The organism is Coleofasciculus sp. H7-1 (assembly GCF_057473865.1).
The window spans coordinates 63101-79264 of record NZ_JBYCCT010000053.1; the positions used below are offsets into that span (position 1 = coordinate 63101).

At 47.6% G+C, this 16164-nt stretch carries 12 protein-coding genes; 7 read left to right on the forward strand and 5 right to left on the reverse strand.

Annotated elements, in window-relative coordinates; all coding sequences use genetic code 11:
- Nucleotides 1-87: 87 nt before the first annotated feature.
- Both pyrH and frr read left to right on the forward strand, forming a co-directional pair.
- Nucleotides 88-816, forward strand: a complete 729-nt coding sequence (gene pyrH / locus AC2VDX_RS13150) for a UMP kinase (protein WP_378179377.1) — start codon at nucleotides 88-90, stop codon at nucleotides 814-816.
- Nucleotides 803-1351 (forward strand): ribosome recycling factor, encoded by a 549-nt coding sequence (gene frr, locus AC2VDX_RS13155; RefSeq protein WP_378179374.1) that lies wholly within the window; start codon nucleotides 803-805, stop codon nucleotides 1349-1351. Before pyrH ends, frr begins: the two co-directional genes overlap by 14 nt.
- Nucleotides 1352-1437: 86 nt before the next feature.
- On the opposite strand, the gene AC2VDX_RS13160 is transcribed toward frr, so the two are convergent.
- The gene (locus AC2VDX_RS13160) at nucleotides 1438-1617 is read right to left on the reverse strand and encodes a family 2 glycosyl transferase (protein WP_378179372.1); all 180 of its coding nucleotides are present in this window, start codon (nucleotides 1615-1617) and stop codon (nucleotides 1438-1440) included.
- A gap of 427 nt (nucleotides 1618-2044) precedes the next feature.
- Here AC2VDX_RS13160 and AC2VDX_RS13165 point away from each other — a divergent pair, with 427 nt between their 5' ends.
- The 4 genes from AC2VDX_RS13165 (at nucleotide 2045) to AC2VDX_RS13180 (ending at nucleotide 8997) form a co-directional block, all read left to right on the forward strand.
- The gene (locus AC2VDX_RS13165; RefSeq protein ID WP_378179366.1) at nucleotides 2045-3178 is read left to right on the forward strand and encodes a geranylgeranyl reductase family protein; all 1134 of its coding nucleotides are present in this window, start codon (nucleotides 2045-2047) and stop codon (nucleotides 3176-3178) included.
- Nucleotides 3179-3408: 230 nt separating this feature from the next.
- Nucleotides 3409-4251 carry a tetratricopeptide repeat protein gene (locus AC2VDX_RS13170; protein WP_378179364.1) on the forward strand — a complete coding sequence of 281 codons (843 nt, stop codon included), beginning with the start codon at nucleotides 3409-3411 and terminating at the stop codon, nucleotides 4249-4251.
- A gap of 558 nt (nucleotides 4252-4809) precedes the next feature.
- The gene (gene ybiA / locus AC2VDX_RS13175) at nucleotides 4810-5268 is read left to right on the forward strand and encodes a riboflavin biosynthesis intermediates N-glycosidase (protein WP_378179361.1); all 459 of its coding nucleotides are present in this window, start codon (nucleotides 4810-4812) and stop codon (nucleotides 5266-5268) included.
- A 273-nt stretch (nucleotides 5269-5541) separates the two neighbouring features.
- A complete protein-coding gene (locus tag AC2VDX_RS13180; RefSeq protein ID WP_378179358.1) occupies nucleotides 5542-8997 on the forward strand; it encodes a GAF domain-containing sensor histidine kinase in 3456 nt (1151 codons plus the stop codon).
- Nucleotides 8998-9113: 116 nt separating this feature from the next.
- On the opposite strand, the gene AC2VDX_RS13185 is transcribed toward AC2VDX_RS13180, so the two are convergent.
- Together AC2VDX_RS13185 and AC2VDX_RS13190 are read right to left on the reverse strand one after the other, a co-directional pair.
- Entirely contained in the window at nucleotides 9114-12362 is a 3249-nt protein-coding gene (locus AC2VDX_RS13185; RefSeq protein WP_378179355.1) for an efflux RND transporter permease subunit, read from the reverse strand.
- Between the two features lie 74 nt (nucleotides 12363-12436).
- A complete protein-coding gene (locus AC2VDX_RS13190) occupies nucleotides 12437-13837 on the reverse strand; it encodes an efflux RND transporter periplasmic adaptor subunit (RefSeq protein ID WP_378179352.1) in 1401 nt (466 codons plus the stop codon).
- 297 nt (nucleotides 13838-14134) lie between these two features.
- On the opposite strand from AC2VDX_RS13190, the gene AC2VDX_RS13195 reads away from it, so the two are divergent.
- Nucleotides 14135-14740, forward strand: a complete 606-nt coding sequence (locus tag AC2VDX_RS13195; protein WP_378179349.1) for a hypothetical protein — start codon at nucleotides 14135-14137, stop codon at nucleotides 14738-14740.
- Nucleotides 14741-15028: 288 nt separating this feature from the next.
- Here AC2VDX_RS13195 and AC2VDX_RS13200 read toward each other — a convergent pair whose 3' ends face one another.
- Nucleotides 15029-15571, reverse strand: a complete 543-nt coding sequence (locus AC2VDX_RS13200; protein ID WP_378179500.1) for a peroxiredoxin family protein — start codon at nucleotides 15569-15571, stop codon at nucleotides 15029-15031.
- A gap of 168 nt (nucleotides 15572-15739) precedes the next feature.
- Nucleotides 15740-16072, reverse strand: a complete 333-nt coding sequence (locus AC2VDX_RS13205; protein WP_378179347.1) for a hypothetical protein — start codon at nucleotides 16070-16072, stop codon at nucleotides 15740-15742.
- Nucleotides 16073-16164 lie beyond the last annotated feature (92 nt).

Sequence of the window (16164 nt, forward strand, 5' to 3'; positions counted from 1 at the left end):
AACTGAATTTGGGGATAATATCACAAAACTTACTCCTCTACTGTTATCTTATGGTGGAGGTATTTTGAGTGAGACAATAGTCTGGGCATGGGGATAACTTATCGGCGCGTTTTACTAAAGCTGAGCGGTGAAGCTTTAATGGGCAACCTGGGCTATGGAATCGATCCAATTGTGGTTCAGGAAATCGCTCAGGAAGTCGCAGATGTCGTGGCAACTGGCATTCAGATGGCGATTGTCGTAGGTGGCGGCAATATCTTTCGCGGTGTCAAGGCAGCTTCGGCTGGCATGGATCGGGCGACAGCCGACTACATCGGGATGATTGCAACGGTGATGAATGCGATGACCTTGCAAGACTCCTTGGAGCAAATCGGAGTCCCGACACGAGTGCAAACAGCGATCGCAATGCAGGAAGTGGCGGAGCCTTACATCCGGCGTCGTGCTATTCGCCACTTGGAAAAAGGACGGGTAGTGATTTTTGGGGCGGGATCGGGAAACCCCTTCTTCACCACTGATACGACCGCTGCCTTGCGAGCGGCGGAAATTGATGCGAATGTAATTTTTAAGGCAACCAAAGTAGATGGGATCTATGATTCAGACCCCCATCTCAACCCAGGTGCGCGTCGCTATCAGAGCCTGACCTACGGGCACGTCCTCACTCACGATCTGCGAGTGATGGATAGTACCGCGATCGCCCTGTGCAAAGACAACAACATCCCGATCGTTGTGTTCGACCTCTCGGTGCGGGGCAATATCCACCGCGCCGTTATGGGAGAAGCTGTGGGAACAATTGTAGGAGGATTCTGTGAAATTAGCTGATGTTGAAAATCATATGCAAAAGACAATTGAGGCGACTCAGCGGTCTTTTAATACCATTCGGACGGGACGGGCGAACTCCTCCCTCCTCGACCGGGTGTCGGTGGAATATTATGGTTCCCCAACCCCTCTGAAATCTCTGGCAAGTATCAATACACCAGATTCTAGTACGATTACCATTCAACCGTTCGATCGCGGCAGCTTGAACCTGATTGAAAAAGCCATTTCTTTATCAGATGTCGGTTTAACTCCGAGCAATGATGGCTCGGTCATTCGATTGAATATTCCACCTCTAACCAGCGATCGCCGTAAAGAACTGGCGAAAATCGCTGCCAAGTATGCTGAAGAAGGTAGAGTTTCTGTTCGCAATATCCGCCGCGACGCCGTAGACTCAATTCGCAAGCAAGAAAAAAATAGTGAAATCTCTGAGGATGAAGGGAGAGACTTACAGGAAAAAATTCAAAAGCTAACTGACAAGTACGTTGCCAAAGTTGATGAGCTGTTAGCCGAAAAAGAGAAAGATATCACTACCGTTTAAAGTCATTAGTCACTTGTCATGGGTCGTTCGTTAAAAGCGATCGCGCAAAAGCTAACAAACTCAGGACGAAGGGCTAAAAACTGATACTACGCAGGTTGGAGCGCTTGTCCATCTAAAAAGGCAGGACGAACTAGGAAAGCAACGTGCATAGGATAGCCCTGGGAGTAGATCGCATCGATGTACCGCAGGGCTGTTTCTCGATTTTTGCAGGTGCGTAAAACTTTCTCGTTGCCGTTGGCGTATTGGATGCGTAATTCCCAGAACATCGCTTTTCCCCTTATGAAAATAGTAGAAGCACAAAATAGTCGGTAAGCGACTTTATAAAGCTTTCATGAACCCATCCTATAAGCTTTATACAAACTTTGCACTCAGTAAAATTAATGAATTGAATAAACATAGCGATCGCACTTTCTAGTTGTCTGGAAGAAAAAGCTGAACGACTACGTACTGGAAAACACGGTTTGTCTTCTAGAAGTAAAGATACAATCTAAATCGAGGCGAATATTATTTAGGCTAAAAAACCTGAAAGCCTGAAATTGTATACGTTTTACTGAGATAGGGATAATTACGCAAATAGCCAACTGGTAGGGAAAGCAATTAAGCTTAATTACCAGTGAGTGTCAAGCGTGAGGATGTAGATTCTTCGATTGACAGGCTTAAATGCAAGTGTGTTCAGGAGCAAAAATTAACACGATGTTTGACTGCATTATTGTCGGTGCTGGGCCAGCAGGTGGAACCGCAGCTTATCATCTAGCTAAGGGAGGGCGTTCGGTTTTAGTCCTAGAAAAAGACGCAATGCCGCGTTACAAACCGTGTGGGGGTGGAGTATCGCCTGCGGTACAAGAGTGGTTTGATTTTGATTTTTCTCCAGCGATTTCCTTAAAACTCAAATCACTCCGCTATACCTGGAAAATGGGCGATCCAGTGGAAGTAGAGCTGGAAACGGGAAAACCGATTTGGATGGTACGGCGAGACGTTTTCGACAACTTCCTGATGCAGCAGGCGCAGAAACAAGGCGCAGAACTGCGAGACAGCACTGAAGTGACGGGGATTGAGTTTAAAAGCGATCGCTGGCAAGTCAACACCGCCAATGGACCTGTTGAAGGTCGCTATCTGATTGCCGCAGACGGAGCCAAAGGGCCAATGGCTAAGTGGCTGGGCTTTAAAGAGCGCAAACGGCGTCTGGCTGGAGCCTTGGAGGCAGAAGTACCCGTCCAAAATGCTAACGAGCAAAAGATCCATTTTGAATTTGGGATGGTCAAAAATGGCTATATTTGGAACTTTCCCAAAGCAGACGGCTATTCTATCGGTGTTGGCACGTTTATCGGCGGTGAACCTCAAGACTTTAAGAAAATTTTGGCTGAGTACGCCAAGTCCTTCGGCGTAGAGGTCAATACTAGCCAGCAATATGGTCATCCCCTTTGCCTGTGGGATGGCAATCAAACGCTGCATACGCAAAATGCAGTTTTAGCCGGAGAAGCCGCCTGTGTTGTCGATCCGTTTACTGCTGAGGGAATTCGTCCCTCAATGTTTAGCGGCTTGAAGGCAGCGGAAGCGATTGACAAATCCCTCTCCGGCGATGGCAATGCTCTGGAAGGATATACCGACGCGATCGCCCAAGAATGGGGATCGGATATGCTATGGGCGCAACGCTTAGCAGGAGTGTTCTACAGAATTCCTGGTATTGCTTATCGAGTCGGTGTTAAGCGCCCTGCTGCCACTGAGCGCATGGGCAAGATCCTGTGCGGAGAAAGTCGTTACTCTGAAGTGGCAGACAGTGCTATCAAACGCCTCAGCAAGAGCATGATACCGGGAATGGGTGGGTAAAACGATTGAGCATTTAGAAAGTTGAGGGTTAACTTCTTTTGGGTGGGCAAAAGCCCACCCAGATAAGATTTGGTAGGCATTGCCCACTCCACAAAATCAAATTTTTGAGCGTGCAACGCCCTTTAAAATCGTCAGTGATGAAATTTCCTCATGTGTTATATTGGGGCTTTCATCCAGAAACTTGCTAGGTTATGTCTTCTAGGACTGCAAAGTTATCCAGGTTCGGGCTGATGATTGTAGTAGCGGGATGCTTAAGCTTCCTGACACTAGGTTGTCAAAAATCAGAGGCTGACGCTAAAAAGTATGTTGACTCAGGAAATACTTTAGCTCAGCAAGGCAAATTAAACGAAGCGATCGCTGACTACAACAAAGCCGTTGAGATTAATCCCAAAGATGCAGAAACTTACAATAAATTAGGAACTATTCTGGTCAACCAAAAAAAATTCCCTGAAGCAAGTGACGCTTTTAAAAAGGCAATTGCAAGTAATCCTAAAAATATAGAACTATATCATAAATTAGGATTTGTTCAGGTTCAAGAAAAGCAACTGGAAGAAGCATCTGCTACTTTCAAAAAGGCAATTGAAATCGATCCCAAAAATGCCAAATCTTATAATGATTTAGGATTTATTCAGGTCAATCAAGGCAAATTACCTGAAGCGGCTACCAACTTCAAAAAGTCAATTGAAATCGAGCCAAAAAACGCCAAATCCTACAATGATTTGGGAGTGGCTTTAGGTGCCCAAGGCGAAAAGAAATTACCCGAAGCGACTGAGGCTTTCAAGAAGGCAATTGAAATTGACCCTAAAAGTGCAGATGCACACTATTTCTTAGGGGTTGCCTTGGTCAAACAAGGAAAGTTAAATGAGGGAGTCGCAGCTCTCAAAAAGACCACTGAAATTGCTCCGAAAGCAGCACCTGCTTACTTTGGCTTAGGGGTAGCTCTAAATCAACAAGGTAAAAAGTCTGAGTCAATCGAAGCTATGAAAAAAGCCAGAGACTTGTTTAAAGAGCAAGGTCAAACTCAGCAAGCTGACCAAATTGACCAGGGATTAAAGGCATTGGGAAAACAGTAACCAGTTTTGACACTCCCATTCCCTGAAAAGAGGATAGGATTTTTGATTCAAGGAGTAGGGGCACGGCATTGTCGTGCCCCTACAATGGTGTATGGATAACTTTTTTCTGGAAGTTGTAGGTTGGGTTGAGGAACGAAACCCAACACTAATTTGTTGGGTAAAGCGACGCCTATAATGTTGGCAAAATTTGATGAGAGCGAATTTTATCAACCCAGCATTTTAGTCTAGACGTGCTAGTAGATTGGGTTGAGGAACGAAACCCAACAAATGCTTATGCGTGTTGGGTTTCGTTCCTCAACCCAACCTACGCAGATTTTGGATTTTTAGCTCTAAATGAACCGTATTGGCGTATGGATAACTTTTTTCTGGAACTGTAACTAGACAACTAGCAGCGGGGAGACACTCCCAAAGCTGGGTCGGGATGTTGGCAACAGGCGCTTAACATCCTCAACTTTGATGACGCTGAGTACTCGATCGGTTTAAAGTCGGCTACTAGAGTGCATCCCTTGCAGCAACAAGCATGGTAGAACTGGGACAAACACTCTTACTTGTTTCGACATGACGATTTACTTTTACAAAGTTGACGATCCCTACGGATGTTTTTCCAACTTTTCTCCTCATGGGATTCATTTGCTGGGTCAAGATTGGATGACGGTGGAGCATTATTATCAAGCGCAAAAATTTGTTGGTACTGAAGATGAAGCGTTAATCCGGGCGATCGCTGGCGCGAAGACGCCAATGGAAGCCGCGACACTGGGACGCGATCGCACCCGCCACATCCGTCAGGACTGGGAACAAGTGAAAACCCAAATTATGCGCGAAGCCGTGCTAACCAAGTTTCTGACTCACCTAGAGATTCAATCTATTCTGCTTTCTACTGGCGATCGCCCGATCGTGGAGGATTCTCCCACCGATTATTATTGGGGTTGCGGTGTAGAAAAAACTGGACAAAATCATTTGGGAAAAATTCTGATGAGTGTCCGTCAAGAAATCCGGCAACGGTTAGGAAAAAAGTAGCATTACTCCTTTCTAAATTTGTATATTTGGCTAACCTGAAGCAAGCGATTTTCTTAGGGAAAATAATTTTTAAATTTATCTACCACAATTTAAGTAGACTGTCAATATTTTTGAATCAAATTTTTTAAATAATATTAAATTTAACAATAAGTTTAAAAGTTTGATAAAATCAATAGTTTTACGAATACCCATCATGACTTTTTAGTTACAAAATAGAACTATACAAAAAACATTCATACAGACCTGAATTTATAGACGTGGTGGATAAAGCGAATGAGCTTAAGTGATAATACGCAAACAATGCAGCAAGAAATAGACCAAGCAAGCTTATTACACGGAATCACGAATCGGATTCGGCGATCGCTAGAATTGCCAGAAATTTTGTCATCGACAGTCGCTGAAATTCGCTCATTGCTTGCAACCGACCGCGTGATGATTTATCGGTTTCATGCTGATGGCAGTGGAGAAGTGATTGCCGAGGCGATTGATGACAATCGCCTCCCATCCTTGATGGGGCTAAATTTTCCGGCTGATGACATTCCTCCCCACGCCCGCGAGAAGTTTCTTAAGGCTCGCCAGCGCTCAATTGTCGATGTTTCCTTAGGGTTAATTGGTCTGAGTTCATTGGATTGCGCCCAGACGGGTGCTGCTTTGAAGGCGGAAGATATTCGCTATCGCCCAGTAGATTCCTGCCATATTGAATATCTCACGGCAATGGGAGTGAAATCTTCCCTCGTGGTGCCGATTCTGTATCATGATGCCCGCACGCAGCAGACCCAGGCGGAACTATGGGGTTTATTAGTCTCTCATCACTCTGAACCGCGTTCGGTTTCGGAACAAGAACTGCAAATCGTCCAGTTAGTAGCGGATCAAGTTTCAATTGCGATCGCTCAATCCACCTTACTGCAACTAGCCTGCACCCAAGCGACGCGGGAAGCTCGGATTAACCGAGTTGCAACCCTGCTCCATGCGCTGCCAACGATTCAGCTCTCTGACGCCCTTGCGGAAACGGTTGCAGCCTTTCAAGGTTGTGGTGGCAGAATTTACATAGCGGCAGAAAACCCAAGTCAGTCAACCCTATTTGCCTGCGGTGAGCAACCCATGCTAGGAGCCATCGGCAAAGATCGTCCGCTTGAAGAGCATCCCGTTTGGCAGGAATATTTAAAGTTACAAGATATTGCCTGCAATCCCATCAAGGCAGTGACGGATCTCTATAAACAAGCTCATCTGCGAGTCCTCGCGCCAGCATTCCGCACGACTCGGATTCGGGGCATACTCATTGTCCCCCTCCAGTATCGTCAACAGTTTCTGGGATATTTGTGCATTTTCCGCAATGAAATTGACACGGAAACTTTGTGGGCTGGAAATTTTGACCCCGATCAGCGACAACTGCAACCCCGTAACTCTTTTGAGGCATGGAGGGAACTGAAACGAGGTCAAGCACAAGCGTGGACTCAGGAAGAAATTGAACTCGCTCAAGCCTTGGGTCATCATTTCTCAATGGCGATTGAGCAGTATCTGCTGTACTTACAGGTGCAGTCTCTCAATAGCAACCTGGAGCATCAAATTCAAGAGCGAACCACCCAGTTGCAACAGTCCTTAGAGTTTGCCAAAGTCCTCGGTAAGGTATTAGACCAAATTCGCAGCACCCTGGACTTACAAACCATCCTGCAAACCATCGTTCGGGAAGTTAGACTGCTGCTGGACACAGACCGAGTCGTGATTTACCAGCTCACCCGAAAATCGCATGGCTTGGTGGTGGTGGAAGCCGTTAATGGCAACTGGCCCTCAGTGTTGGGTTTGACGGGACCGGAAGATTGCTTTCCAGAGGAGTATGCGAAGCTTTATAGTCAAGGGCGGGTGCGAGCGATTAACGATGCAAAAACGGAAAATATCACTGCTTGTCATTGGGAGTTTTTGCAGAGTATGCAGGTGCAAGCCAATCTAGTCGTACCGATTCGGATGGGCGAACAACTGTGGGGACTGCTAATTGCCCATGAGTGTCATGCTCCGAGAGCCTGGAATGTTGCCGAAGTCGAGCTGCTACAGCAGCTGGGAGATCAAGCCGCGATCGCAATTCAGCAAGCCGAACTCTACCAAAAAAGCCGTAGTGCCGCTGCTACTGCTACCGCGCAAACTCGTCGCATCAAGCAAGCAGCGGAACAACAAAAAGCATTATTTAGAGTGGTTACTAAAATTCGAGACTCTCTGAACCTCGATACCATTCTCAAAGCAACAGTGACTGAAGTTCGGCACCTGCTCAACGCCGATCGAGTCGGCATTTTTCGCTTCGATCCGGAGTCGAACTGGGAAGTGGGAGAGTTTGTCTCTGAGGATGTTCGAGATGGTTTTGTCTCGGCTTTAACCATGAAAATCCGCGATCGCTGCTTTGGAGGGGAATACGCCCAGCAGTATCATCAAGGTCAGATTCAGGTGGTTGCTGACATCTACGATGCAGGCTTAACAGATTTTCACCTCCAAATTCTCTCCCTATTTCAAATTCGAGCTAACTTGGTGGTGCCACTGCTCAAAGGAGACGTTCTTTGGGGATTGCTCTGTATTCATCAATGCTCCCAAGCGCGATACTGGGACGCCCCGTCCATTGATTTTGCTACCCAAATTGCCGCTCAACTCGGCGTCGCGCTACAGCAAGCAGAATTACTCGCTCAAACCCAACACCAAGCAGAACAACTCGCTTGTGCCCTCCAAGAATTACAACAAACCCAAACCCAACTGATTCAGACCGAAAAAATGTCGAGTTTGGGGCAGCTAGTTGCAGGTGTGGCTCACGAAGTCAACAATCCGGTTAATTTTATTTACGGCAATCTCATTCACGTTGGCGAGTACGCTTCATATTTGCTCGATCTGTTGCATCTATACCAGGAGCGTTATCCCCATCCCGATCGGGAGATTGCCAAACGGGCAGAAGCAATTGATTTGGAATTCATTGCTGAAGACCTGCCCAAAATGCTGTCGTCGATGAAGGTGGGGGCTGACAGAATCCGTCAACTGGTGCTGTCTCTGCGGAATTTCTCTCGCCTTGACCAAGCCGAGATGAAACGGGTGGATATCCATGAAGGTTTAGACAGCACGCTGTTAATCTTGCAACATCGACTCAAAGGGAAGGGCAATGCTCCCACTATTGAAGTTGTAAAGGCTTATGGCGATCTGCCCTTAGTTGAGTGCTATGCCGGTCAGCTCAATCAAGTGTTTATGAATGTCCTTAGCAATGCGATTGACGCGCTGGAGCCGCAAAACGACTGGGGTCAATCTTCCTACCCGATGGCAACCGGAGAAGCTGCTGGTTCTGTGCAGCACGCAAGTGACAAGGCTGTTCTAACACAATCGGAAGTGAAAACTTCACCCGGTCAGATTACTATTCGCACCTTTTTGAAGGAGGAAGCAGAAAGAATAAAAGATGAAAAAATACAGGATGAAGAAGGAAGGATAAAGCATGAAACAGATTCTCCTATTCATCCCTCCATCCCCGATCCTGTTCATGTGGTGATTCAAATTATTGACAATGGCCCTGGTATGCCAGAGGCAGTGCAGGCGCAAATCTTCGATCCTTTTTTCACGACCAAGCCGGTTGGTAAAGGCACTGGTTTGGGACTGTCGATCAGCTATCAAATTGTGGTGGAAAAACACGGCGGCGTCTTTAAGTGTTCTTCTCAACCAGACAAGGGTACTGAGTTCTGGATTGAAATTCCCGTTCATCCACAAAATTGAAAGAAGCAATTGATGCTGTGGCAAAAAGCGAACGAGCGCGATCGCAAAGCGCTGACAAGAGTCGGTTCGGGCTCGTTCATCTGTCAAGCACCAGACTCGGCTGAAGACAGCATCAACTAGAACTTGCGATCGCTAGAAAAAGTTTTACGGGCAAATTTTCTGGAGAGCGATCGCTGCCATTTCAGTACCTGCTTGCTAACCGGGAACTGGTGCAGCAGCACGTAGAAGCAGGGAATAATAAACAAGGTTAGCAGCGTCGCCAGAGATAGACCGGAAAACACCACAACGCCTAGCGGTTGCAGAAATTCTGAGCCTTCCCCGATTCCCAGTGCCAAAGGAAACAAGCCGAGAACCGTAGTGATGGTGGTCATCATAATCGCTCTCAGGCGCATGGGAGCCGCTTTTAAAATCGCCGCTTGTCGGTCGATGCCTTCCTGTTCGTGAATCTGGTTAGCCAACTCCACCATGATGATGGCGTTGTTCACCACAATACCCACCAGCAGCACCGCACCGACTAGCACCGTAGCACCGATAGGAGTTTGGGTGATATAAAGCCCCAGAATGCCCCCCGCTAAAGCCAGCGGCACCGTGAGCATAATTACCAAGGGGTCAATCAAGGAGTTGTATTGCACCGCCATGACGACGAAAACCAAGAAAGCGGCTAAACCTCCTAAAATTTTCAAGGAGTTTTGCAACTGCTGATTCGTTTCCTCTGCCGAACTGGGAAGCACGCTCACGCCTTCGGGTAATCGCAAATTCCCCAGTACCTCGTCTACCTCTGTCAGGGCATCGCTGAGGTTAGCTCCTTCACTCAGACTACCCGCAATGATAAAAACCTGTCGTTGGTTAATCCGCTGAACTTCACCAGGCGCTTGACCTTCGGAAATGGTAGCGACATCACCCAGCCGAACTAAGCTGTTGTTATTGACAAATAAGGGTAATTGTGCCAGTTGCGAAGCGCGTTGCACAGATTCTTCATTGAATTGTACGCGCACATCCACTAAGCGATCGCCTCTTTGCAACTGAGTCGGTACTGACCCCTCGATTGCCGTCTGAATCGTTTGCCCAATGTCTTGCGTCGTCAACCCCAACTCCTCTGCACGCTCCCAATCCGGTCGAATCTGCACTTCTGGTTGTCGAGAGTCAGCATCAGGTCGGAAAGTTGCACTTTTTACTCGCTCATCCACGGCTTGCAGCACTTGCCGCCCTGCCTGTTGCAACCGCTGCTCATCGTTTCCCTGGAGGATGATATCCACATCCGCCCCCCGCACTGGCGAATTACTTAGGATAATCCCTCGTACCTGACCGGGATTCAGCCGCAGACGAATCCCCGCCAAGTTAAGTTTGTTAAACTCCTGATTGACTTTTTCGACAAACTTCTCGACATCTGTACCTTGCTTCAGGGTAATTGAGCTGGAAGCTCGTAGGGGATTGGCATTGGTGTTGCTGCCGAACAGAGAACCTCCGGCTGTGCTAAATACATAGTCGCTTTCTGGCTGTTTAACCAGGATTTCGTCCACCAGTTTCATCACTTTGCGGTTAGTTTCCACGCTAGTTCCGGGAGGAAACTGGGCAAACAAATTTGCTTGACCTGTATTAATCCGAGGCAGAATTTCTTGAGGAATTTGACCGACCATCCAAAAACTACTGCCGCCGAAAAGCAGAAAAATAGCGGCGATGACTAACAACCGATAACGCACTACTCCAGTCAAAAAGCGGGTATAGCTGCCAGTCGCTGCCTCAAATCGGCGGTTAAATTCGCGCAAAGGCCAAAACTGACCCACGCCACTCGACCACTGGATTGCCAACAACCGGGAACTGAGTGCTGGCACAACTGTCAGCGCCACCAATAGGGAGGCAGCTACAGAAAAACTAATGGTAAGAATTAATTCACTAAATAGCAGGGAGAAAAAGCCACCAATCAGCAAAAACGGCAGCACAGATACTAAGTTGGTAGTAGTAGAGGCAATAAGTGCCGATTCCACCTCGCGACCGCTGCGTTCTGCTTGATCGATTACTTGCTGACTATTCAGGCGGGCTTTGCTATCCTGACCCGGAATCATGCCAGCACCTTCGGCAATCGTCTCCATCATCACGATAGAGTTGTCTACGACAATCCCCACACCTAGTGCCAAACCACCTAAGCTGAAAATGTTGATGGAGAGTCCAAATAGCTGCATTAAGATAATCGCCGCGATGGTCGCTAGGGGAATGGCGATGATAATAATTAAAGTTTGACGGGCGCTACCGAGAAATAGCATCACCGCCAACGCTGCCAACCCTGCACCCAGCAATCCGGAACTGGTCACGTTGGAGATCGAGTTGCTGATAAATCTCGATTCATCCAGCGTTGCCAGCAGTTTCATGTCTTCAGGAATCACCCCAGCTTGCCGCAGTTCTTCGATGCGTTTTTTAACTCCATCCACAACCTCGATAGTATTAGCATCCGGTTGCTTTTGGATGCTGAGTTTTACCGCTGGTTGCCCATTAAGATAGACAAATACCCGCTGTTCTTCTGTACCATCAATGACTTCGGCAAAATCTCTTAGATAAACGCGAGATTGCGGTAAAAGTGTAGGGCTTGCTGCTCCTCCTGAGCTAGCGGTTGGGGAACCAACTTCAAAGGAGAGATTGCTAATTTCTTGAGCATTCTGAAAGCGTCCGACGGTGCGGGTTAGCGGTTCGGAGTCAGCGCCTTGCAGACGACCGCCAGAGATATCCTGGTTGCGATCGCCTAAAGCATTTAAAACATCTACCAAACTCACCCCCAGCGCCTGTAAGCGATTCAGGTCAATTTGCACACGCACTTCTTCTTCCACCCCACCCGCCACATCGACGCTGGCGACACCATTAACTACACCCAGTTCGCGGGATAATTCTTCATCGGCAAATACCCGCAAATCCGCATCTCCCAGCGAAGAGGATTGCAGCGCCACTTCGTAAACGGGCAGCTGGGAGGGGTCAACTTTAAATAAGCGGGCATCTTCGATGGTACTGGGGAGCCTGCTGCGACCCCGGTTAAAGGCAGCAGTAGCATCGTTTAGCGCCTGGTCAATGTTGCCTCCCGGTTCAAAGTACAAGTCTAAACTCACCTGCCCTTCGCGGGTTTGGGAGTAAACTTGCACCACTCCTTGTGTGGTACTCAAAGTTTCTTCTAGTGGCTTGGTAATTTCATCAACTGCCACTTCTGGGGAAATCCCAGGCGCTTCTATCCGCACGCCAATCCGGGGATAGGTGATAGATGGCAACAAATCTACTTGGAGTTGGGAGAGAAAGAACACTCCCAGCACCAACACGGCGATGGTAAGCATGAGTGTGCCGATGTGGCGGCGGATGGCGATCGCGCTTAGGCTAAATCCAGACATAATAATTTTGAGTTCTGAATTTTGAGTTAATTCGGAATTTTGAGTTTTGAATTAAGAAGTCAAAACTCAAAACTTTACGGCGCTTTGGTTTCTGATAAAACACTTAAGCGTACAGGTTCGCCATCTTTGAGCGGCTTACCAGCGCGACTGACAAATCGCTCTCCCGGCTTTAATCCCGACAGAATTTCTACTTTTCCATTTACGCGATCGCCCACTGTCACCGGTCGAGCTTGCACTCTTGGCTGTTGCTTGTTTCCGGTCAACACAAACACCGTCGCCGCTGGTTTTGGGTTCCTCGGCTCCCCGGCTCCCCGGCTCCCTGGCTCCTCTGCACTTCTGCCCCCTCTCCCTCCTGCTTCTTGCAGCGCCGTTTGCGGCACCACTACCCGTTGGGACGTATTTGACGAAAAGCTGACCCGTGCCAACAAGCCGCTGCCGATCTCACCCTTGGGGTTGGCAATCGTGACTTCTACCGGCACTTGACGAGCCGCTACATTCGCCGCCGGAGAAATGCGAACCACTTCTCCAAGAAACTCCTTGTTCTTGAAGGCGTCTAATTGCACCCGCACCGATTGTCCAACCCGGATATTTGACAGTTCCAATTCTGAAACTGGCACCACCACTGTGACGCGGCTGAAATCTCCAATTTTCAAGATTTCACTACCTGGGTTCGCTAAATCGCCCGGTTCTAACCCTTTAGAAACGACAACGCCGCTAATTGGGGAAGTTAATACTGAATAGGATTGACGTTCGCGACTTTGAGCCAGTACAGATTGTTGCGCCTTGACTCTGCCTTGAGCCGCTGCGACTGCTTGCTGTTCTGTACCCACCTGTGCCTGAGCAGAGAGCAAAGCTTGTTGAGCCGTTTGAGCTTCTGTTTGGGCTAATTCTGCTTGTTGCTGAGCGATCGCGCCTTGTCTCGCCAATCCAGCCAGTCGAGCCGCATCCCGCTGTGTTTGCTGCAATTCAACTTTTGCCTGTTCCACCTGTGTCCGGGCATTGGCTACCTGAGTTCGGGCGCGGGCAACTTCCGCTTGGAGCGTTGCGAGTTCTGCTTGCGCCTGATTCACGCTAGTTAACAATGTTGTGTCATCTAACTGGGCAACAATTTGACCCTGAGCCACCGCATCTCCCACATCTGCCTTAAGCGAGAGCAGTCGTCCTTCCACCTGGGGTTGCACCGATATTTCTCTGATTGGTCGAGTGGTGCCGATGTATTGTACATCTTCTTGGAGAGATTCGCTGCGAGCGATCGCGACATCCACTGGCGTAGGTTTTCCTGCCTCCCCTTGTTGTCCTCTTGGAGATTGAGCCTCCGCTTCAGCTTTCGGCAGAATGCCACAACTGGTCAACCAAGGCATCCCTAAAACAGCAAATATCAATATAAATAGGGAAATTTTTTGATTTTGCAGTTTGCTTGTTGATTTTTGACTCGCTTGCTGCCTAGAGAGAGCAGCAGATACATCAGGAGACATACGCTTAAGTTGCACTTGGGTGTTCCAATCAGGACACTGTTCGGACTCGCATTCGGCGGGGCAGTCCAGCGGTGAGATGCACAGGCAACAGGTTAGCTCTGTGCCTGCCTATCTATTTAGACTGCTGATAGTTTACAAACGTTCACTTTACAAATCATAAAGTGCAAAGACAGTTCTATTGGTCAGCCTTAAGGGCGGATCTTTGGCATCTGCCTTCTGGTTTTCAGCGAGCGATCGCCCAGAGCAGGATTCCAGATGCTATGCTTTTTTTAAAACCCTTGACAAATTCTCAAATCCTTGCATTACCAATTCTTGCGGGTTAAAAATCTATATCTGTCAGTCGTTCTGGCAGTGGCTGGGAGTGTAGTAATTAGGGTATCTGAGAACGTGCCCGTACAAGCTCGTCCCGCTCCTGTATTTACTTCCCATTTAGAGAAAATTCAAAGCAGCATCCCGCCTGGGTTGGTCATGCGCTTGCCGTCCCAAATTCGACTCAGCGGCCCCTCCGATGTAAATCCTGCTGAGTTGATTGTCCGCGTCTTCCCGTCAGAAACTCCCTTAATTTATACTGTTAGCCTTTTTACCTGCTACAGTAACCCCCAACCGTGCTTAGTCGGAAGTTTTTCGGTTGAGAGAAAGACTTCTCTGAATGCCATGAGAGAATTAGAAAAACATAAAGCAGCAGGCGATCGCATCACTTTAAGGAAGGATATTAGAGGATATCTGTTAGAAGGACCAAAGCAAAAGCCATCCTATGAATTTTCCTCAGTAATGTGGCAGCAGGATGACTTCATTTATCGCGTTAGTTTTCCCACCATAGAACGGTCAAATATCCTGTTGATGGCTAATTCAATGGCTAACGATGTGCCGCTTTTCCACAGGGTTTCTCGTCCACTTCCCTGATAGTAATACCAAGTTGCCTTCAGACATAGTACATTTTCGTAGGTTGGGTTGACGTAGGAAACCCAACACCTGCATGGGTTACGCTATCGCTAACCACTACTACAAATAATTAATCCCGCCTACTTAATACCAATAGGACTTACGCAAGAACTCTCTGAAACTCTTATTCCTTTGTGTCTTGAAGCGTCCTTCGCGGTTCGTCTTTCCATAACTTTGCGTAAGTCCTGACCAAGTTGCCTTCAGACAGAGTAGGGTCTGAAAACAACTTGTTGGGATGATTCCAGTAATCTACAATCCGCTGAGCGTCTCTAGCAGCTTCTCCACTTCAGCGTTATGGTCGAGGAAGGAGAACAAATGTTTATAGCGCAGAATTCCCTGTTTATCAAGTACGAATTGGGCTGGCAGAGGCGCACCCAAAGCTTGACCCGTACAGTAAGCTCGAAACGTCCGACAACTGGGGTCGCTGAGCAAGGGCATCTTTAAACCCAGATCTTTGACAACAATTTTGCTCTGCTGTTCGTCGGTACTGGTAATCATCAACACCTCGACGCCCAAACTGGTAAAGCGCTCGTAGTTTTCATTCAGCGCTTTGATGTGAGGAAAGCAGAATGGGCAATATTGCTTTTCGGTGAAGATGCGGGTGAAGGCAAGGATGACGGGTTGCTTTCCCCTGTAATCCGATAACTTGACTTTACCCCCATTAGTAATGTCCGGCAGTTCAAATGCTGGAGTCGTTTCTCCCAGGTTTAAACGGCTGGTTGCTGGAATCGGCAAGAAATTCTGAAAGAAGCGTTGATTTAACAGTCCGCTAAAGTCAGTAGATGTCAGCATTGGTATATCATTTTGGTTTGATTGCTGTAATTGTAATAGTTCTTTACTTTTTTGCGAACCGGGGCGAATCGTGGACGAGAGAGCGATCGCATCCTTCATCCCCAACAAAAATCGCATCCCTCTTAAGTTAGAAATGCGACTTAATTTTAAGCTCTTGGCGTGTCCTTTTTATCCATTGAGAGTTTTGCCAATGACTAAACTAACTTTGACTTTGTAACCGAAAGCTTTCTTGAAAGCTGCTTCTACATCTGGCAACTTCTTCTCAGCCATTCGGAAAATCGCCAGTGATGAAACTTTAATGTAAGCTTCGCCATTACTAAAAGCGATGAGTTTTCCATGCTGACTCATTAGCTGTTTCGTAGCAGGTGGCGAAATCTGCAAAATTACCCCTTTCCAGATTAAGTCTAGGATATTTTGAATTGCTTCTTGCATTGGCTTGAGGTAGTCAATTTTCTCCAGGTTTACAGGCAGTTCCAGTTGGACGAATTTTTCAGCTTGCATTGTCTTAGTCCTAATTCAGAGCGATTGTTTTTACCAGGAAGAAGCGATTTGCTGTTGGCTGCTTCCTAGAGCCGACATATCTACAATGCCTG